The sequence below is a fragment of the Candidatus Pelagibacter sp. RS40 genome, assembly GCF_002101295.1.
Taxonomy (GTDB): domain Bacteria; phylum Pseudomonadota; class Alphaproteobacteria; order Pelagibacterales; family Pelagibacteraceae; genus Pelagibacter.
Map to the genome: position 1 here is coordinate 1,144,033 of NZ_CP020778.1, position 20,489 is coordinate 1,164,521.

The 20,489-nt window shown below is 28.4% G+C and carries 22 protein-coding genes and 1 tRNA gene; 14 read left to right on the forward strand and 9 right to left on the reverse strand.

What is annotated here, in order from left to right:
• The first annotated feature begins 18 nt into the window (after positions 1–18).
• Positions 19–1,053, forward strand: a complete 1,035-nt coding sequence (gene gmd, locus B8063_RS05835; protein WP_085070381.1) for a GDP-mannose 4,6-dehydratase — start codon at positions 19–21, stop codon at positions 1,051–1,053.
• On the opposite strand, the gene galE is transcribed toward gmd, so the two are convergent.
• Complete coding sequence (gene galE, locus B8063_RS05840; protein ID WP_085070383.1) at positions 1,031–2,035, reverse strand: UDP-glucose 4-epimerase GalE; 1,005 nt, start codon at positions 2,033–2,035, stop codon at positions 1,031–1,033. The two genes, gmd and galE, sit on opposite strands and share 23 nt — an antisense overlap.
• 23 nt (positions 2,036–2,058) lie before the next feature.
• Here galE and B8063_RS05845 point away from each other — a divergent pair, with 23 nt between their 5' ends.
• Positions 2,059–4,500 carry a GcvT family protein gene (locus B8063_RS05845; RefSeq protein WP_085070385.1) on the forward strand — a complete coding sequence of 814 codons (2,442 nt, stop codon included), beginning with the start codon at positions 2,059–2,061 and terminating at the stop codon, positions 4,498–4,500.
• Here the strand turns inward: B8063_RS05845 and B8063_RS05850 are convergent, their stop codons facing one another.
• Both B8063_RS05850 and B8063_RS05855 read right to left on the reverse strand, forming a co-directional pair.
• Entirely contained in the window at positions 4,501–5,535 is a 1,035-nt protein-coding gene (locus tag B8063_RS05850; protein WP_085070901.1) for a GMP reductase, read from the reverse strand.
• A gap of 84 nt (positions 5,536–5,619) precedes the next feature.
• On the reverse strand, positions 5,620–6,624 hold the full coding sequence (locus B8063_RS05855; RefSeq protein ID WP_085070387.1) for an NAD-dependent epimerase/dehydratase family protein: 1,005 nt from the start codon (positions 6,622–6,624) through the stop codon (positions 5,620–5,622).
• A 157-nt stretch (positions 6,625–6,781) separates the two neighbouring features.
• Here B8063_RS05855 and B8063_RS05860 point away from each other — a divergent pair, with 157 nt between their 5' ends.
• The 4 genes from B8063_RS05860 (at position 6,782) to B8063_RS05870 (ending at position 9,225) form a co-directional block, all read left to right on the forward strand.
• Positions 6,782–8,200 carry a CRTAC1 family protein gene (locus B8063_RS05860; protein ID WP_085070389.1) on the forward strand — a complete coding sequence of 473 codons (1,419 nt, stop codon included), beginning with the start codon at positions 6,782–6,784 and terminating at the stop codon, positions 8,198–8,200.
• 67 nt (positions 8,201–8,267) lie between these two features.
• The gene (locus B8063_RS07185) at positions 8,268–8,405 is read left to right on the forward strand and encodes a hypothetical protein (protein ID WP_157101723.1); all 138 of its coding nucleotides are present in this window, start codon (positions 8,268–8,270) and stop codon (positions 8,403–8,405) included.
• Positions 8,406–8,417: 12 nt separating this feature from the next.
• A complete protein-coding gene (locus tag B8063_RS05865; RefSeq protein WP_232311386.1) occupies positions 8,418–9,116 on the forward strand; it encodes a hypothetical protein in 699 nt (232 codons plus the stop codon).
• 32 nt (positions 9,117–9,148) lie between these two features.
• A tRNA-Met gene (locus tag B8063_RS05870) sits at positions 9,149–9,225 on the forward strand.
• A 1-nt stretch (position 9,226) separates the two neighbouring features.
• On the opposite strand, the gene B8063_RS05875 is transcribed toward B8063_RS05870, so the two are convergent.
• The gene (locus B8063_RS05875; RefSeq protein ID WP_085070391.1) at positions 9,227–9,754 is read right to left on the reverse strand and encodes an adenine phosphoribosyltransferase; all 528 of its coding nucleotides are present in this window, start codon (positions 9,752–9,754) and stop codon (positions 9,227–9,229) included.
• 40 nt (positions 9,755–9,794) lie between these two features.
• On the opposite strand from B8063_RS05875, the gene B8063_RS05880 reads away from it, so the two are divergent.
• From B8063_RS05880 to B8063_RS05910, 7 genes are read left to right on the forward strand one after another with little or no spacing between them, the layout of a single operon-like run.
• Positions 9,795–10,673 carry an S-methyl-5'-thioadenosine phosphorylase gene (locus B8063_RS05880; protein WP_085070393.1) on the forward strand — a complete coding sequence of 293 codons (879 nt, stop codon included), beginning with the start codon at positions 9,795–9,797 and terminating at the stop codon, positions 10,671–10,673.
• Complete coding sequence (gene mtnA, locus B8063_RS05885; RefSeq protein WP_085070395.1) at positions 10,663–11,739, forward strand: S-methyl-5-thioribose-1-phosphate isomerase; 1,077 nt, start codon at positions 10,663–10,665, stop codon at positions 11,737–11,739. The genes B8063_RS05880 and mtnA overlap by 11 nt, the downstream gene beginning before the upstream one ends.
• Positions 11,736–12,368 (forward strand): class II aldolase/adducin family protein, encoded by a 633-nt coding sequence (locus tag B8063_RS05890; RefSeq protein ID WP_085070397.1) that lies wholly within the window; start codon positions 11,736–11,738, stop codon positions 12,366–12,368. Before mtnA ends, B8063_RS05890 begins: the two co-directional genes overlap by 4 nt.
• A 3-nt stretch (positions 12,369–12,371) precedes the next feature.
• Positions 12,372–13,412 (forward strand): adenosylmethionine decarboxylase, encoded by a 1,041-nt coding sequence (speD, locus tag B8063_RS05895; RefSeq protein ID WP_085070399.1) that lies wholly within the window; start codon positions 12,372–12,374, stop codon positions 13,410–13,412.
• Positions 13,413–13,471: 59 nt separating this feature from the next.
• A complete protein-coding gene (locus tag B8063_RS05900; protein WP_085070401.1) occupies positions 13,472–14,323 on the forward strand; it encodes a transporter substrate-binding domain-containing protein in 852 nt (283 codons plus the stop codon).
• A gap of 43 nt (positions 14,324–14,366) precedes the next feature.
• A complete protein-coding gene (locus B8063_RS05905; protein ID WP_085070403.1) occupies positions 14,367–15,059 on the forward strand; it encodes an ABC transporter permease in 693 nt (230 codons plus the stop codon).
• Positions 15,060–15,737 (forward strand): ABC transporter permease, encoded by a 678-nt coding sequence (locus B8063_RS05910; RefSeq protein ID WP_075521931.1) that lies wholly within the window; start codon positions 15,060–15,062, stop codon positions 15,735–15,737.
• Here B8063_RS05910 and B8063_RS05915 read toward each other — a convergent pair.
• Both B8063_RS05915 and B8063_RS05920 read right to left on the reverse strand, forming a co-directional pair.
• Positions 15,734–17,044 carry an MATE family efflux transporter gene (locus tag B8063_RS05915; protein ID WP_085070405.1) on the reverse strand — a complete coding sequence of 437 codons (1,311 nt, stop codon included), beginning with the start codon at positions 17,042–17,044 and terminating at the stop codon, positions 15,734–15,736. The two genes, B8063_RS05910 and B8063_RS05915, sit on opposite strands and share 4 nt — an antisense overlap.
• Before the next feature lie 7 nt (positions 17,045–17,051).
• Positions 17,052–17,441, reverse strand: a complete 390-nt coding sequence (locus tag B8063_RS05920; protein WP_085070407.1) for a DUF6165 family protein — start codon at positions 17,439–17,441, stop codon at positions 17,052–17,054.
• Positions 17,442–17,473: 32 nt separating this feature from the next.
• Between B8063_RS05920 and B8063_RS05925 the strand changes: the two genes are divergently transcribed.
• Positions 17,474–18,415, forward strand: coding sequence for a glycosyltransferase family 9 protein (locus tag B8063_RS05925; RefSeq protein ID WP_085070409.1), 942 nt, complete (start codon positions 17,474–17,476; stop codon positions 18,413–18,415).
• 4 nt (positions 18,416–18,419) lie between these two features.
• On the opposite strand, the gene B8063_RS05930 is transcribed toward B8063_RS05925, so the two are convergent.
• Genes B8063_RS05930 through B8063_RS05940 form a run of 3 tightly spaced genes read right to left on the reverse strand, consistent with a single transcriptional unit; the run spans position 18,420 to position 20,485 of the window.
• The gene (locus B8063_RS05930) at positions 18,420–18,836 is read right to left on the reverse strand and encodes a hypothetical protein (RefSeq protein ID WP_085070412.1); all 417 of its coding nucleotides are present in this window, start codon (positions 18,834–18,836) and stop codon (positions 18,420–18,422) included.
• Positions 18,837–18,845: 9 nt separating this feature from the next.
• Entirely contained in the window at positions 18,846–19,928 is a 1,083-nt protein-coding gene (locus tag B8063_RS05935) for a glycosyltransferase family 4 protein (protein ID WP_085070414.1), read from the reverse strand.
• Entirely contained in the window at positions 19,928–20,485 is a 558-nt protein-coding gene (locus B8063_RS05940; RefSeq protein ID WP_085070416.1) for a thioredoxin family protein, read from the reverse strand. The genes B8063_RS05935 and B8063_RS05940 overlap by 1 nt, the downstream gene beginning before the upstream one ends.
• Positions 20,486–20,489: the final 4 nt, after the last annotated feature.

The window sequence follows — 20,489 nt, forward strand, 5'->3', positions numbered from 1 at the left end:
ACATCTTAAATATAATTGATGACAAAAAAAACTGCTTTAATTACTGGAATTACTGGACAAGATGGTGCCTACCTAGCAAGGTTTCTTTTAAAAAAAAATTATAAGGTTATTGGTTTAGAGAGAAGATCTGCTAGAAGTTTTAATTGGAGGTTAGAGAAATTAAATATAAATGATAAAGTAATTATTGAAGATACAGATATAAAAGAAATAAATAATCTTATAAGAATATTTGATAAATACAAAGTAGATGAAGTTTATAATTTAGCAGCTCAATCTTTTGTTTATAGTTCTTTTCAAAACCCAATAGAAACCTCTTTAGTAAATTCTATTGGTACTCTAAATCTTTTAGAAATTATAAGAAACAAGAAAAATAAAATAAAATTTTATCAAGCGTCTACATCTGAAATGTTTGGTGAAAGCAAAAGTATTAAACAAGATGAAAAAACTTTGTTTCACCCAAGAAGTCCATATGCCACTTCAAAGACTTTTGCTCATTATTCTGTTCAAAATTATAGAGAAGCATATAATCTTCACGCAGTAAGTGGCATTCTTTTTAACCACGAGTCCCCACTTCGCGGAGAAGAATTTATCACTAGAAAAATTACTCTTGGCTTATCAAAAATTGTGTTAAAAAAACAAAAAAATTTAAAAATAGGAAATCTTTATGCAAAAAGAGATTGGGGCTATGCTGATGATTATGTTGAGGCTATGTGGAAAATGCTTCAATCAAAAAAGCCAGATGATTATGTAATTGCGACAGGAAAAAATCATTCAATTAAACAGTTTATTAATGAGTCGATTAAAGCATTAAAACTTAAAACAAAGTGGGTTGGAAAAGGTTTAAACGAAAAATTAATAAACACCGAGAATAATAAAGCTATAATAGTTATAGATAAAAAATTTTTTAGACCTACTGAGGTAAATATTCTTAAGGGAAATTATCAAAAAGCAAAGAGAGAACTGAAATGGAAACCTAAAACTAATTTTTCCAAATTAGTAAAAATGATGATAGCTTCAGACTTAGAATATGTTAAAAATTTAGATAAAAATTAGTTTTTAATTTTTTTTCCCATTTAATTGCACTTTGTATTATTAATTTAATATCATTATACTTTGGCCTCCAAATTATAATCTTTTTAAATTTTGAGGTATTTGCAAATACTTGAGCAATATCACCAGGTCTTCTTTTTTGATACTTAACCTCAATACCTTTTTTTATTTTCTTAAAAATATTGACTATCTGTTGAACAGAATATCCTTTTCCATACCCACAGTTTAAAATAAATGATTTTTGGTTATCTTTTAAATACTTTAATCCTTTAATATGAATATCAGCTAAATCAGAAACATGTATATAATCTCTAATGCAAGTGCCATCTTTTGTTAAATAATCATTACCAAAGATATTAATTTTTGGTTTATTCTTTAAAGACTCAATTGCTAAATTTTTTATTAAGTGTCCATGCGAAGTCTCGATTTCACCAATTTTTCCAGATAGGCTAGCTCCCGCAACATTAAAATATCTTAAAATACCAAAATTATAATTATATTTTTTTTTATACTTTTTAATTAATTCTTCCCCTTTAAATTTAGTATAACCATAGTATCCACCCGGATTAGGTTTTTTATTTTCATCTACTGCACCTTTAACATTACCATATACTGCACATGATGATGAAAAAATTATGTTTTTAACTGATGAATTCCCACAAGCTTCAATAAGATTTTTTGTACCAATAACATTATTATTATAATATTTTTTTTTATTCTTTTCTGCTTCACTTACATTTAAGTAGGCCGCAAGGTGAATAATTGATTCAATTTTGTTATTTTTTATAATTCTTGTTAGATCTTTCTTATTTTTGATATCAGCCTTGATGAATTTAGCTTTTTTATTAATTAATTTTTTATATCCAGTTACTAAATTATCTAAGATTATTACTCTATTTTTAGTTTTAACTAATTTTTCAACAATGTGGCTTCCGATATATCCAGCTCCACCTGTTACTAAAATATTGTTGCTTGATTTATACATTTATAATTATAATTAATTTAAAAATGATTAAAAATCTTCCAAAAAGTTGTAAAGTAGTTGTTATAGGTGGTGGTGTTGTCGGAACATCCTGCTTATATCATTTAGCAAAATTTGGTTGGAAAGATGTAATTTTACTAGAGAGAGATCAATTAACATCTGGAACTACTTGGCATGCTGCGGGATTAGTAAGTCAATTAGGTCCCTCAGCAGCTATCACTAAGATTAGAAAATACACACTGGATTTATATAAAGAGCTAGAAAAAAAGGTAGATCACTCACCAGGTTTAAGATTAAATGGTGCACTTTCAATTGCAGAAAACAAAGGTAGGTGGCAGGAGTTACAAAGACAAGCAACAACAGCACAACTTTATGATGTTGATGTACGAATTTTAGATAAAGATCAAATAAAAAAAAAGTATCCAATTGTAAATACTGATGAAGTTTTAGGTGGAATTTTGATGCCTGGAGATGGTGCAGCGGATCCATCAGGCGTAACACATATGCTGGCCAAAGCAGCAAAAATGGAAGGTGCTAAAATTTATGAAAAATCACCTGTAAAAGAAATCTTAACTAAGAAGGGTAGAATTTCTGGTGTTAGAGTAAATGATCAAATTATTGATTGTGAATACATAGTTCTTGCATCAGGTATGTGGTCTAGACAAATTGGAGAAAAGGCTGGAGTTAGCATCCCTCTTTATCCAGCAGAACATTTTTATATTATCACTGAACCTATAAAAAATCTTTCAAGCAATTTACCGGTGATAAGAGATTTTGATAATAGGACTTACATTAAAGAAGATGCAGGTAAAATATTAGTTGGAATTTTTGAGGGAAATTCAATACCTGCATGGAATAAGACAAATGTAGTTCCTGAGGAATTCTCTTTCGGTGAATTTCAAGAAAATTTTGAACATTTTGAACCATATTTAAATTCTGCAATTAAAAGATTTCCAGTTTTAGAAACAGCTGGAATTAGAAAGTTTTTTTCAGGCCCAGAGTCTTTTACACCAGATACAAATACCCTTTTAGGTGAAGTTCCTGAAATTAAAAATTTTTTTGTATGCTGTGGTTTAAATAGTATTGGAATTGGGAGTGGGGGAGGTGTTGGAAAAGTAACAGCAGAATGGTTAATCAACGGCCATATCAATGAAGATATATTTTCATATGATATAAAAAGATTTCAAAAATTTCATTCAGGGTTAGGATTTATTAAAGAGAGAATTACAGAAACACTTGGAGATTTATATGGAATGCATTGGCCATTTAAACAACACAAAACTTCTAGAGATCAAAAATTAACCCCATATCATGATGAAATGAAAAAAGCAGGTGCATGCTTTGGTGTAACAGGAGGCTATGAAAGACCGATGTGGTATGCACTTAATGGACAGAAACCAGAATATGAATACTCTTATAATTATCAAAACTGGTATCCTGCTGTTGAGTATGAGACTAAAAATACAAGAGAAAACGTTGGTTTGTTTGATCTAACTGCATTTTCAAAATATGACTTAAAAGGTAAAAATGTTCATTTTGAACTTCAAAAACTTTGTACCGCCAACATTAAAAATGAACCTGGCAAAACTACATATACACAAATGCTAAATGAAGATGGTGGTATTGAAACTGATCTTACCGTTGTTTGTTTTGATAAAGAATATTTTAGAATAATTACTTCTGCAGCTAATAGAGAAAGAGATAAATTTCATATTTTAAAACATTTATCTCAAGATATAGATTTTAAAGATGTTACAGATGAAATAGCATGTCTAGGTTTATTTGGTCCAAAAAGTGAGGATCTCCTTAAAAAACTGACTAAAGATAATATATCAAGAGATGTTATTAACTTTGCATCTTTTAAAAAAATACAAATAGATAATATAGATATTTTTGCACAAAGATTATCTTATGTTGGTGAATATGGTTTTGAACTTTATATGGATATAAATAATTCAAAGAAAATTTTCAATTTAATTACTGATAATGGAAAAGAATTTAATTTATCTTTATGTGGCATGCATGCATTAGATACAATGCGCATGGAAACAGGATTTTTACATTGGGGTCATGATATATCACCTGAGGAAAATCAATATCAAGCAGGACTAAGTTTTTTGATTAGCTACAAGAAAAATATAGATTTTATTGGAAAGAAAGCATTGTCTAAAATAAAAGATAAACCTTTAGATAAACGTATGATGATGTTTACTTTAAAAGATAACCAACCAGGACACCCTTTATTACTTCATGATGAACCAATTTATTTAGATGATAAAATTATTGGTAGAACAACGTCAGGAAATTATTCATTTTGTTATAATAAAAATTTATCATTTGGATATGTAAACTCTGGAAATACGAAAGAAACACTTAAGGATAAAAATATTTATATAGAAATTGAAAAAAAAAAATATAAAGCAGATATTTTACAAGAACCCCTTAATCAAAAAAATTTTAGGAATTAATTATTTAACAAAAGTATCGTTAAATTGTTTTGTAACTCTTACAAATGTTGTACATTTACTAAGTTGTTTTAAAGAGGGGGCACCGACATAAGTACAACTACTTCTAACACCACCTAATATATCTTTAATTGTGTCAGTTATTTTTCCTCTATATTTTACTCTTACAGTTCTTCCTTCACTACTTCTATAGTCTGATAAACCGCCATAATGTTTTTTGTTTGCTGTTTCAGAACTCGAGCCATAAAATTCTATATATTTTGATCCATTTGATTTAACTAACTTACCTTTTCCCTCATCGTGACCTGCAAGCATTCCACCCAACATTACAAAGTCAGCTCCGCCACCAAATCCTTTTGCAACATCTCCTGGACAGGTGCATCCCCCATCAGCAATTATATGTGCGCCTAAACCATGCGCTGCATCAGCACATTCAATTACTGCACTAAGTTGAGGGTATCCAACACCTGTTTGTAATCTTGTTGTGCAAACTGAGCCTGGTCCAATTCCAACTTTAACTATATCAGCTCCTGACAATATTAATTCTTGTGTCATATCAGCTGTAACGACATTTCCAGCAATAATTGTTTTTGTTGGATATTTATCTCTAACTGATTTTAAAAATTTTGAGAAATGTTCTGAATATCCATTTGCAACATCAATACAAATAAATTTTATAAAACTATATTCTTTTAAAATTTTGTCTAAGTTATCAAAATCGTCTTTCTTAATACCAATTGAAAGTGCAATATTTGGATGAATTGATTTAATTTTTTTGAAAGCTTTAATTTTTTTAATATCATGTTGTTTTGTGAGGCAAGTTATCATTTGAAACTCTGATAACTTTTCAGCAATACCTAATTCACCAACACCATCCATATTAGCAGCAATAATTGGGATCCCAGACCATTCGTTGTTTGAGTATTTAAATCTATATGTTCTTTTAAGATTTACATCTTTACGGCTTTGAAGAGTGCTTCTTTTCGGTCTAAATAGCACATCTGAATAATCTAGTTTTAGTTCTTCCTCTATTCTCACAAAAGGGAAGATATACATTCTATTGAATAGAATTCAAATAATTATTATCTTAAAAAAGCATTGAAATTCTTATTAACTATAAATTTATTTTTGGTAATAATCTTTATACCATTTAATGAAACGAGTTATTCCTTCAACATAATTTATCTTAGGTTTATATTTTGTAATTTCATACAGAAGGCTGCTATCTGAAAGTGTTTCCTTTACATCACCTTTTTGTATAGGTAAAAAATTTTTTTTTGCTTTCAGATTCAGAACTTTCTCTATAGCATTTATAAAATCTTTAAGAAGAATTTTATTTTGATTACCAATATTAACAATTCTAAAAGGAGCAACAGTCGAAATAGAATCATTCTTAATTTTTTTCTTTATTTTATTGTTGGGCAACTTATTTAATAAGAGTGTAATTGATTTTACAACATCATCTATGTAAGTAAAATCTCTGAACATAAGTCCATTATTATATACATCTATTTTTTTTTGATTAATGATGGATTGTGTAAATTTAAAATATGCCATGTCAGGTCTTCCCCAAGGCCCATATACTGTAAAGAATCTTAACATTGTAATAGGAATTTTCCAAAGGGATGAATAAGCGTGAGCTATACTTTCTGTAGATTTTTTTGTTGCTGCATAAATACTTATTTGATCATCTACTTTATCTATTTCTTTAAATTTTTTTTTTTTACTTAATCCATAGACAGATGAACTTGATGCTATAAGTAAGTGTTTAACCCTGGTATTTCTTGCTGCTTCAATTATATTGAAAGTTCCACTAATATTTGAGGACAGATATTTTTTTGGTGCTATTAAACTATACCTAACTCCTGCTTGTGCCGCTAAATGAAGTATAATTTCAGGTTTAAAATTTATGACCGTATTATTCACTTTTTTATAGTTTTCTAATTCTCCCTTAACAAAATTATATTTTTTGAATTTTTTTAGTATCTTATTTCGTTCATGTTTCAATTTAACATCATAATAGTTATTAATAGAATCATAACCAAGAATTGTATGTCCAGCTTTTAGAAGACCATGTGCAATTGAAAAACCAATAAACCCTACACTACCTGTAATCAAAATTTTCATTCAAATAATATGTATATTAATTAATATATTTCCAGGAAATATAAAAGGAATTTAAGATAAATTCTTGTTAATAATATCCTAAATCGAAATAAACGTCTAAATATACAAATTGTAAATAAACAGTTTTAAATTCATAAAGATATTATAATTATCAAATATGAGATATTTTTTAATTATTTTATTAATTATTATTCCTATCAAAGGACAAACTAAAGATTTTTTTTTGGATATTACAGATCAAATTCAAGACAATGAATTTAGACTTAGTTACGGTGTGTCAGTTACAGATGTAAATAAAGATAATAAATTTGATTTCGTTGTTACAGGTTTTGGATTTAAAAATTTAGCACTCACATATAAAGATGGAAAAATAGTTAATATCATAAATGAAGATATATTCACAGATCCGAGCAGAAGAACAATTGGTGTTGCAGCGTGTGATATTGACAAAGATGGTTATGAAGAAATTTATTTTTTAAATACTGATACTTATAGCGGAGATAAAATTTACTCTGACAGACTTTTAGATTTAAATAAAGATAAATTTATAGATTTATTTGAAATAAAAAAAAATAAAGCTGATTTAAATTTAACAGCTGGAAGATCAGTCGTTTGTGTTGATAGAAAGGGTAATGGTCAATATGGTATATATGTTGCAAATTATGGAGGCCCCACAAGGTTTTATGAAAAAGTTAACAACAAAATAAATGACCAGGCAGCAAAACTAGGACTTAATAAAATAACTGGTGGAAGAGCAATAGTGTCGGGACATATATTATCGGATCAATCAGATATTTTTGCAGCAAACGAGAGAGGTGATAATTTTTTATATTATAATGTTAATGGATCATTTACTGATGTAGCAAAAGATTACAAGGTAGAAGATAGATATGAAAACGGAAGAGGAACTGCTTTAAGTGATATTCTTTACAGAGGAAGACTGGATATTTTGACATCTAATTGGGATGGAAATCATAGAGCCTATGTTCTTGATGGTGACAAGTTTAAAGACATCGCGCAACCTCCATATAGCAATCCAACGAAAATAAGAACTGTCATATCAGCAGATTTTGATAATGATGGTTATGATGAAATATTTATGAACAATATTGGAGAGCCAAATAAATTATTTAAGATATTAGAGGATGGTAAATTTAAAGAAATTAAAATTAAAAACGGTTTAGAAACTTTAGGATTGGGAACTGGTGCTGCTGTTGCAGATATTGATGGGGACGGAATTTTAGAATTATTAGTATCTCATGGTGAAACAGGGTTGCAGCCAATTACATTTTATAAAGCTGATATTAATGATTTTAATTATTTAAGAATAAAACCTTTAAATAAATATGGAGCACCTGCTAGAGGATCAACAGTTACGTTAAAAAGCAATAAAAGAATTCATTCAAAAACTATTGATGCTGGATCAGGATATCTTTGTCAGATGGAACCAGTAGCTCATTATGGAATTAGAGAGAATGAAAAAGACATTAAAGTTGAGATTAAATGGACTAATGGATCAAAAAGTACTTTAAATATTGAAGATTTGAATAAAACTTACGAGGTTAAACAAAATTAGTACGACAATAGTACCCATCTATAATTATTGAATAATAATAATACGCTTTTATATAAATCTTATGACCATGTGTTCACTTACAATAATTTTTGGATTGTTAGCAGGATTGTTGATTTTTGCTTTTAGAAAACCTTCTAAAGAGGAAATTTCAAAATTTAAAAGCAAAAAACAAGACCAAATAAATTGGTCTAACATGGGTTTCTAAGACCAAATTTAGATGAAAATAAGTAATAGTTTTAAATTTTTTGCTTTTTTTATTTTGATATTATTTTCAATAAACAATCTAAATGCAGCAGAAAAAAACTACTATCAAGATATATTAAATGATTGGAATAAAATATTTCCTGACAAAAATAGAAATGCTGCTGGACCAAAATTTTTTAAATATATTTTAGATAAAGATATTACTTACAAGGATTTTGTAGAATATAATAAATTATATTGTGCAGTATCAGGGTCATTAATAAGCCCTAAATCGACACCTGAATTTGTATTCGTAAAAGAAAATGTGACGGAAAAGAAAATATGTGGAGCATATTATAGATGTTGTATTCCATGTAGCTGTGATTTGATGAAATATTCAAAAACTCAGAAAATGAAATATAAATTTACGGATATTGAAAAAGAATTTTATGTATTAACAATTGATAATCCGTGTGGAAAGAAAGATTTTCCTATTCAAGTAAATAAGAATTATTTTTGTAATGGTGATAATCTTGATAAGTCACAAGTAAGTGTCTTAGATAATAAATTAGTAATTGGTTACTTACATGAAAGTAGGCCGTGCTTATCTACCGATTTAGATTATATTAATACACACCAAGTAACTGGTAAGTTTTGTGAGTTCAGAAATAACACTCCATTGGATCAATTAAAATCAGGAATGGGTGATATCTTCATAAAACTTGCAAGATAATTTTTTAATTTGTATAAGAACATTTAATTTATGGCGGGGTAGCTCAGTTGGTTAGAGCGCGGGACTCATAAGCCCGAGGTCAGTGGTTCGATCCCACTTCCCGCTACCATTCAATGACCAGGAAATTCAATTAAATTTTCAACTTTATAATTTTTTTTGATTAATTTTTCACATCCACCAAGATCAAATAAATTAATTACAAAGATGAATGCAGCAACTTTTCCTTTTGAGATTTCAACTAACTTTGCTGCAGCTTCTGCAGTACCTCCTGTAGCAATTAAATCATCAATTATTAGGACATTATCTTTTTCATTAATTGAGTCTTTATGCACTTCAATTGTTGCTGTTCCATATTCAAGTTCAAAATTAACAGAATATACATCAGCAGGTAATTTATTTTTTTTACGTAACATGATGAATGGTTTCTTTAAAAGATATGAAACTGCAGAAGCAAAAACAAATCCTCTTGATTCAATAGCAGCTATCTTATCAACTTTATATTTTTTCGATCTTTCAATTATTTGGTTTACAGTCTCTTCAAATGCTTTTTCATTTTTAATCAGAGTTGTAATGTCTCTAAATAAAATGCCTTTTTTAGGATAGTCAGGTATTGACCTAATATATTCTTTTAAATCCATATTACTTAATTATAACTATTAAATAATTAATTTTTTAAATATGGCAAATAATAAATTAGCTATAATCGGTGGAAGTGGTCTCTATGACGTAGAAGAATTTAAGAATAGGGAAATGTTGAGTATAGACACAGCTTGGGGAAAGCCGTCAGATCAAATTTTAAAAACAAAATATAATAACAATGAGGTATATTTTTTACCTCGTCACGGAAGAGGTCACTTTATATCCCCATCAAAAATAAATTTTAGAGCCAATATAGATGCATTAAAACAACTTGGTGTTACAGATATTGTATCCATTTCTGCAGTAGGATCTTTGAAAGAAGATCATTCTCCAGGTAAATTTGTAATAGTTGATCAATTTATAGACAGAACATTTGCAAGAAATAAAACTTTTTTTGATGATGAAATAGTAGCCCACGTATCAATGGCCCATCCAACTTCAAATGGTTTAATGAATGCATGTGAGGAAGCAATTAAATCAGAAAATATTAATTATCAAAGAGGTGGAATTTATGTAGTAATGGAGGGCCCACAATTTTCCACATTAGCAGAGTCTAACTTATATAGATCATGGAAAGCTGATGTGATTGGAATGACAAACATGCCCGAAGCAAAACTCGCAAGAGAAGCTGAAATAAGATATGCCTCTGTGTCAATGGTAACAGATTATGATTGTTGGCATCCAGATCATGAAAATGTCGATGTCCAACAGGTAATTAAAGTTCTTTTAGATAATGCTGCAAAAGCCAAAAATATGATTAAAAATTTGATCAAAAATTTTGAAAATCACATTGATCCAAATGATCCAACTAATAATTGTTTAGATGTTGCAATTATTACCGCTCCTGAAAAGAGATCCCAAAAAACAATTAAAAAACTGAAGTATATCGCTGGAAGAGTATTAAATAATGAGAATTGAGGGAAAGAATTATAAAACTATCTGGTTTGATCAAAATTCAAAAAATGTCAAAATAATTGATCAGACAAAATTACCTCATGAATTTATTATTAAAAATTTAGAGACTGTTGATGATGCGATTAATGCAATAAAAGTTATGGAGGTAAGAGGGGCTCCGTTAATTGGAGCCACAGCAGCATTTGGTATTGTTTTAGCTATTAAAGAAAATAATGATTTAAATTTTATAAAAAAAAGTGCTGAAGATTTAGTTAAAGCAAGACCTACTGCAATTAATCTTCAATGGGCCGTTCATAGAATGAACAACAAAATCTCTATGATTAAATCTGAAAATCTATTTGATGTTGCTTTAAAAGAAGCCGAGTTAATTTGTGGTGAAGATGAAACATTTTGTGAGGAGATAGGAAAAAATGGTCTCAAGTTAATAGAGGAAATTTATAATAAAAAAAAAAGCACTATAAATATACTAACACATTGTAATGCCGGGTGGTTAGCAACGATTAATTGGGGTACGGCTACATCTCCAATATACCATGCACATAAAAAAGGTATTCCAATTCATATTTGGGTAGATGAGACGAGACCCAGAAATCAAGGTGCAAATTTAACCTCATACGAACTTAATGAGGAAGAAATACCAAACACAATTATTGCAGATAATACTGGAGGAATTTTAATGCAAAGAGGACAGGTCGATATGTGTATTGTTGGCACTGATAGAACATTATCCAATGGAGATGTCTGTAATAAAATCGGAACCTACCTTAAAGCACTTGCAGCAAAAGATAATAATGTCCCTTTCTACGTTGCATTACCTAGCTCAACAATTGATTGGAATTTAAAAAATTCTGAGGATATTCCAATTGAAGAGAGAGATCCTAACGAGCTTTCACATATAGATGGAATTATAGGAGATAAAAAAGTCGATGGAATTCAAATTTATCCTAAAAAAAGTAAAGCATTAAATTTAGCTTTCGATGTAACACCAGCAAAATATGTTACTGCTTTAATTACAGAGCGAGGAATATGTGAAGCATCTGAAGATGGACTTAAAAGATTATTTAAATGAACAAGTTAAAGTCAGAAATCATTAAATTTTCAAAGTTGTTAAATAGCAGAAAATTATCAGCTCTCAGATCTGGTAATATCTCAGTAAGGTTTAAAAAAGGTTTTTTTATTACACCTTCTGGAAAGAAATATTCATCTCTTAAAAACAAAGATATTGTTTATGTAAGTTTAAATGGAAAATTTGATAAAAAATTAGGAATACCATCTTCTGAGTGGAAATTTCATCAAGATATTTATTTAAAAAAAGAGGAAGCTAATGCAATAGTGCATTCACATTCAACTAATGCCACTGCATTATCAGTTCATAAAAAATCAATTCCAGCTTTTCATTATATGGTAGCTTTAGCAGGTGGAAATGACATCAAATGTGCAAACTATGCAACCTATGGTACCAGAAAGCTTTCAGTAAATATTTTAAAAGCATTAAAAAATAGAAAAGCATGTTTGATTTCAAATCACGGTCAAATTGCATATGATGATAATTTATCCAAAGCTTTTGAATTAGCTGAAGAGGTTGAAAATCTCTCTTTGCAGTATATAACGGCACTCAAGATTGGTAAGCCAAAGATTCTTTCAAATGTCGAAATGAATAAAGTGTTGGCAAAGGCTAAAAATTATAAGAGAGGATAATTTATGACTAAAGTAGGAGAACACATTACTTTAGATATAATTGGTACAAATAAAGAGTACGAACCTGCTTTTTTTGAAAAATTAGTTTATAAAATAGCAAAGGTTGCAAAAGTAACAGTTTTAGAAATTTCAAAATATAAATTTGAACCTCAAGGCTTTACACTTGTAGCACTTCTCGCCGAAAGCCATATAAGTTTTCACACTTTTCCAGAAAAAGGTATAATTAGTTTTGATTTCTTTACTTGTGGAAAAGTTTCACCCTCTGTTGCATTGAAAATCATTAAAGAAGAAATTCAACACACGAATATAATTAAAAAAGAATTCAATAGAGATACAATTGATCTTTATCACGATAACTATAGCTCACCTGGTTTAAACAAAGCATATGTAGTTAATAAAGTTTTAGAAAATTTTAAATCTAAAGTTGGTCAATATATTGAAATTCTTGATTTGGAACAATTTGGAAAAGCACTCTTTATTGATAACGAAATACAAGTAGCTGAAAGTGATGAGCATCTTTACAGCTCAACATTTGTTAACTCTGGCCTTAAATTGAACTCTAAAAAAGAAAAAGCTGCAATTATTGGTGGAGGAGATGGTGGAGTTGCAAGAGAATGTATTTCACAAAACTTTGGTTTTATAGATTGGTTTGAATTAGATCCTGAGGTAGTTGATGTATGCGATAAACATTTAAGTAAAATAGGTGAAAAGGCTACTGAAAAAAATTCAGTAAAGTGTGTATGGGGAGATGCTTTTGAAAGTATAAAATCTGTTAAAGATGATACTTACGATCAAATATTTGTTGATTTAAATGATGATCAATTTTGTATAGATCTTGCAGCAAAAAATATGGAATCTTTAGTGAGAATATTAAAACCTAAAGGAGTTATTACAGCGCAGGTTGGAAGCCAAGATAAAAAACCAAAACAAGTTGATAGTTGGTTAAATGTTTTTAATGAGAATTTTGGAAATACACAACTTTCAAGAGTTTATATCCCAAGTTTTGATTGTGCTTGGAACTTTTCGTCATCAATAAATCATTAATTTTTCTTTTTAAATATCAATAATTGTGAAATAATAAATTTTATTATTTTGGAGGAAAAATGAATAAATTTAAAACATTAGGATTAGGAATTTTAATTTCCTTTTTCTTAACTATCTCTTCAAATGCAGACTCTATTAAAATTGGAACAGAGGGAGCTTACCCTCCTTGGAATTCTAAAGATGCTTCTGGAAACCTTATTGGTTTTGAAGTTGAGCTTGCAAATGAATTATGCAAAATCATGAAAGCCGAATGTACGATCGTTGAACAGGATTGGGATGGAATGATTCCAGCTCTATTAATGAGAAAATTTGATGCGATCATGGCTGGTATGTCGATTACTGCAGAAAGACAAAAAACAATTACTTTTTCGCAAGGTTATGCTGATGAAGTTGCTTCTTTAGCAGTAATGAAAGGATCTGATCTTGAAGGAATGGATACGCCAGAAGGTATAAATTTATCTTTAGGTGGATCTGATGTTAAAAAAGCTCTTAAAACAATTACAGGTGCATTAGCTGGTAAAACAGTTTGTGTACAAACAGCTACAATTCACCAAAACTTTTTAGATTCAGGTGATGTAGGAACTGTAAATGTAAGAACTTACAAAACACAAGACGAAGTCAATCTAGATCTAGCATCAGGAAGATGTGATGCTGCATTAGCAGCTGCTGTTGCTTTTACTGATTACGCTGATAAATCTGGCAAACCTGTTGTTCTAGTTGGACCTACTTTTTCAGGCGGTGCATTTGGAAATGGAGTAGGTGTTGGAATTAGACAAGGCGGAGATGATGCTATCGGAAAAAGAGATGCTAAACTTCTAAAAGATTTCAACAAAGCGATTGATAAAGCAAGAAAACAAGGAATTATTAGCAAACTTGCTATTAAACACTTTGGTTTCGACGCTTCTATGTAAATATTTCAGATTTGGCGACTATATATTATAGTCGCCAAAATCTATGGAACTTCTCGCATTTGGCAAAACTGGTTGGGGTGATGAGTTATTTTATGCAACCCTAATGACTTTAGCTGTTTCAATAACAGCTATGTTAATTGGATTTTTCTTTGCACTTATTTTTACCCCTTTAAAATTATCAAAACACAAATCATTAAATTTAATTGGTAATTTTTACACTACAGTTATTAGAGGTGTTCCAGAATTATTGGTAATTTATCTTTTCTTTTTCGGTGGAAGTGGAGCAATAATGTTTGTTGCTTCTATGTTTGGTTATTACGAATATATTGAAATTAATGCATTTATTACAGGTTCATTTGCAATAGGTATTATTTCAGGCGCATATTCAACTGAAGTATTTAGAGGAGCCATACAATCAATAGATAAAGGACAGTTTGAAGCTTCAAAAGTTTTGGGGATAAAAAAACATATTCAGTTTTATAAAATTATCCTTCCTCAAATGTTAAGACTTGCAATTCCAAATCTAAGTAATGTTTGGCAAATTACATTAAAAGATACCTCTTTAATTTCAGTAACAGGTTTAGTTGAAATTATGAGGCAATCTTATATCGCTGCTGGATCAACTAGAGATCCTTTGTTCTTTTATTCATTTGCTGCAGTTTTATATTTATTACTTACTTATTTAAGTATGAAATTAATTAATAAACTTGAAGTTAGATATAGTAGGGGATTTTAAATGGATTTTGAATTGATGATTGGTAGCTTTCCAAAGTTATTAAGTGCAACTGTAATTACTCTGAAGCTTTTGTCATTATCCTTATTTTTTGGATTGTTTATTGGTTTGCTTTTTGCAATTTTAAGGATGAACAAAAATCCAATTATAAATAAATTTGCATATGGATACTCATACGTTTTTAGAGGTACACCATTATTGGTTCAAATATTTATTATTTATTTTGGACTTGGACAAATCGAATACTTAAGATCTACTTTTTTATGGGTGATACTTAAAGAACCATATTGGTGTGCAATAATTGCCTTTGCACTAAATACAGGTGCATACACATCAGAAATATTAAGATCAGCTTTTCAAACAATAAAACCTGGATTAATAGAAGCTGGAAAAAGTCTTGGTATACCAAACAAAGTAATTTTTTATAAAATACAAATACCTATAGCGATTAAACAATCATTACCAGCTTATGGAAATGAAATAATATTAATGCTTAAAGGAACATCCCTTGCAAGTACAGTAACATTGATGGATCTTACAGGTGTTGCAAAATATATTATTTCAACAACTTTTAAACCAATCGAGGTATTTATAGTTGCTGGAGGTATATATTTATTTATGACCTTTTGCGTTCATAATTTAATAAAGTTTCTTGAAAAAAAATATGGTTTTCAAACTTAGAATTTTAAATATATACGTTTGAAATAAAATCCTAAAGTAAGAGCTCTTAAAAATAAAAATATTGTAAAAGAAATCCACAAACCCAGATTTCCAAAATTTTGGACTAAAAAATAAGATGATAATAAATACAATATCACTGAAATAAACATTGCATCTCTAAGCTCTTTAGTTTGTGAGGCACCAATAAAGATCCCATCAAATTGATAACAAAACGAGGATATAAAAGGTAATAAAATCAGCCAAATTGAAAATTGATAACTAATATTTCTAACACTTTCTATATCAGTCATAAAATTAATGAATGCGTTATTTACAAAAAAATAAACAAAAGAAATTACTGCTCCAGTAAATGAGCTCAATATAAATGAGTTTTTGACTGTATTTGAAAATAACTTTTTATTTTTTTTACCAACTGAAAATCCAATTATACCTTCTGTTGAAAAAGCATATGAGTCTAAGATAAATGCGGAGAGAAATATAAGGTTAATTAAAATTGTGTTAGCAGCTATATACTCTTCTCCAATTTTACTACTTAGGTATGTAAACCAAAAGAAAGAAAAAGTTAATAAAATTGTTCTTAGAAATATATTTAAGTTTATTTCAATTAAAATTTTAATTTTAGAAATATTTAAAATTTCTTTAATATTTAAATTAATTTCAGTGTATCTTTTTAAGAAATGAAAACTGTAAGTTAAAAATATAAGGGAGGTTAAAAAAGTAGCTAATAGAGTTCCATACGCAACACCTTTAATATTTAAATCATATTCTAATACCAATATTGTACTTATTAAAATATTTAAAATTGATAAACTCCCAATTGCAAAACTTGATATTTTGGTTTTTTGTAATCCTATAAATAAACCAATTATAATATAAATAGTTAATTCAAATATTGATGAATAAATTCTAATATTAAAATAAACCTTAAAGTTTCTTTCAGTTTCTTTAGATAAATCAAAAAAAAATAAACATAAACTAAAAATCTGTTCTTTAAAAATTATTAAGAACAATGATATTAAAATTACAAAAAATAAATTTCTAAAAATTAAATTTAAAATACTTTTATAATCTTCTTTTCCATATGATTGACTTACAATCCCAACTGTTCCCATTCTTAAAAAACCAAAACTCCAAAAAATTAATGAAAAAAAACTCGTAGCTACACTTGTTGCAGCTAAGAAACTTTTGTTACCTGAATTTCCCATTAATGCTGTATCAACAATACCAACAAGTGGAATTGCAAGATTTGCAAAAAAAATAGGAATAGATAACGTTATTATATATTTGATTGATGACTTATCACTCACTAAAAGATTAGTAACTTGTATATTCTTTAATTTCTTTAATTTTTGAGCCTGTATGATTGTTCATTTCTAATTTTATCTTTGCTCTTTCATCATTTAAAAAATGAACATCTCTTGATAATTTAATAAATTCTTCACCAAAATCTGAATTTTTTTCACATAATCTTTTATCATCCTCTATTACCCAGAGTTTACTATTAATTTCTTTTAGAGATTTAAACAATTTGTCAATCTTTTCATCAGATTTAACATATTTGTTAAATTGATCTTTCAGCACATTATATTCATCATTTATAAACTTAAGCTTTTCAGAATCTTTAATTTTTTCTTTTTTAATTTCTAAAATCGAAATTTTATCTAAAAGTTCACCAACAGAGACTTCAACTAGTATTTTATTCATAATTTTTTATACTGTGTTAAGTTGTTACAAATATGTCCAATATATTAATTATTAAACATGGCTCTTTAGGCGATATAGCTCAAGCAAGTGGTGTAATTCAAGATATTTCTGAAAATCATAAAGATGATGATATATTTATTTTGACAACAAAACCTTATTTAGACCTATTTAGAAAAAATCCATATATTAAAGAGCCAATTTTAGATAAGCGATTATCAAGATTTAATCCTTTTTACCTATATTCATTAATGAGAGATTTAAAAAAGTATAACTTTTTAAAAATATATGATTTGCAAAACTCAAACAGGACATCCTTTTATAAAAATATCCTTTTTAAAAATTCAAAAAAAGATATTTGGTCGTCATCTTTAACAACTTTGCCAGAGGGAAAAACAAAACAAGAATTTGATAAGCTTTCGGTTTTAGATCGATTTGATCATCAAATTAAAACTTGTAATTTAGTTTCAAAGCACACTCTTTACCCTGATTTTTCATGGGCCTGTTCTGATATTGCAAACCTGAAAAATGAATACAATTTAAATAAATATATTTTACTTTTCCCATTTTGTTCACCACACTTAACCATAAAAAGGTGGCCGTACTATAATGAACTTTCAAACAAAATTAAGAATGAATTTAAAGATGAATACAAGATAATAGTTGCACCCGGACCAGAAGAAATAAAAGAAGCTTCAAATATAAACGCTGAATGTATTTTGGATAATGGAAAATCTCTAAATATTTCTCAATTAGCATCTTTAATAAAAGATAGTAAATTTGTAATTGCTAATGATACTGGCCCTGCTCATATATCTGCCCACTTAGGTGTTAAAGGACTTGCATTATTTGGTCCTCACAAATCTGCAAAACTTGTAAGTATAGAAAGAGAGAAATTTAGAGCAATTCAGGTTGATGATTTAAATAAATTATCTGCTGATAAGGTATTTGAAAGAATGATGGAGTTGTTAGCCTAAAAAATTAAGTGTAAATCTTATCCGCTAAACCATAACAAAGAATAGCACTTAAAATAGTTAATACTCCAGGTGCAATTACACCTTCAATTGAAGTTTTATCTGTATGACCTAATTTACTTATCTTAATTGCATAAATACCAATTAAGAATGCCATTAAATTTTGTACAAATATCAAATTAAAAAATCCCCAGGTATTTTCAACACCTCCAGATCTTATAAACATAATATAAATAGCCATTAAAACTGATCCAAGAAAGAATGATCCAAAAAATCTTGTCATGATAGCTCCAGTTTTATCCATTGCGTATTGATCTAAGAAAGATTGAGTAGCAAAGATGCATTTATATGCGTAAAAAGCGTAACCAAGAAAATGAACAACGAATACAACTAGGTAAAATATTCCGTTAAATTTATCTATCATACTTTAAATTTATAAGATTCGTTTATAGCTTTCAATAATCTTATCCCAATGAAAATTTTTAGAATTTTCATAAGCTGCTTTTCCATATTCAAAATATTTATTTTCTTTAAATATTTGATCTATACTTGAATAAATATCATCCAAATTATTACCATCACATATTAAACCAGTTTTTTCATGTATAATTGCATCTGAAGCACCACCATCTTTTCCTCCAATTGAAGGAATTCCATATTGAGCTGCTTCTACATAGGCTATACCAAATCCCTCAACTGATTTTTTGTAAATAATAGATGGCATTATAAATACATTAGATTTTGAAATTAATGCATTTTTAAAATTACTAGGAATATCTTTTAAAAATTTTACTTGATCCTCCAATTTTAGCTCAATTACAAGTTTTTTTAAATTTTCTTCTTCATCACCATAACCTATACATATGTAGACAATATCTGGATAAACTTCTTTTAGATTTCTGATAGCCATTATTACTTTTTCGTGATTTTTTCGTTTATCATATCTTGAAACAGTAATAAGTCTTTGTTTTTTACCCTTAAATATTTCATCAGCTTTTTTTAAATCTTTACTTGGTATTTCCTTTACAGGATCAACACCTGGATTAATTACTAAAATTCTGTGTTCTTCAATACCAAGATTGATAGCGAGATCTTTTGTAAAATGAGAATTTGCTATTACATGATCCACATTATTTAATACTTTTAATACTTTTGTATTTAATCTTGAGTCTTTTGGATGATTAATTTCTTTAGAATGTATTAAACATATCTTTTTTTTATTGGTTTGAATTAGTTCCAAACTCTTCCAATGATCTGCAATTAGACATTGGACATTATTATTTTGTTTTAAATATTCATTTATTAAATACGATTTTCTATATTTTCTAAATAACTTAACACCACTCACTCTTTCAATTGAAAAAGAAACTGAATTGTCAAATTTTTCAAAACCATTTGTATGATCTGCAAAAACTTTTATCAGAAAAAATTTAGATAAAGATCTAGCTAAACCCCACATTAAATTTTGCATTCCACCAACATCAGGTGGAAAAGTTCTCGTTATTATTAAATGCATTAATTATTCAACCACTTAATATTACAACCCATGCTGGGTATTTGATCTTTCGGACCATTGCCTGTTTCAGATATTTGTTTCATTGCTATATACAAATCACTCTCTCCATTTCTTACAGGTTTGAGTTCTTTTAATTCTCTTATTCTTCCTCTGTATTGAAGTTCTAAATTTTCGTTATAACCAAAAAAATCAGGAGTACACACAGCTTCATATTTTTTTGCAACATTTTGCGTATCATCGATTAAATATGGAAAACTAAAATTATGCTTTTTTCTAAATATAATCATATTTTCAAATGAATCCTCTGGATAATTGATTTGATCATTGGAGCATATTGCAACCGATTTAATTCCAAAATTTTCAAGTTTTTTGCAATCTTCAGCAATATCTTTGATGACTGCCTTTACATACGGACAATGATTACAAATAAACATAATGAGAGCACCTTTTTCACCTTTTATTTCATTTAAAGAAACAATTTTGTTTTCAGTTGATTTTAGACGAAAGTCGTCAGCTTTTTTTCCAAAATCACATATTGGAGTTTTTGTAAGAGACATATAA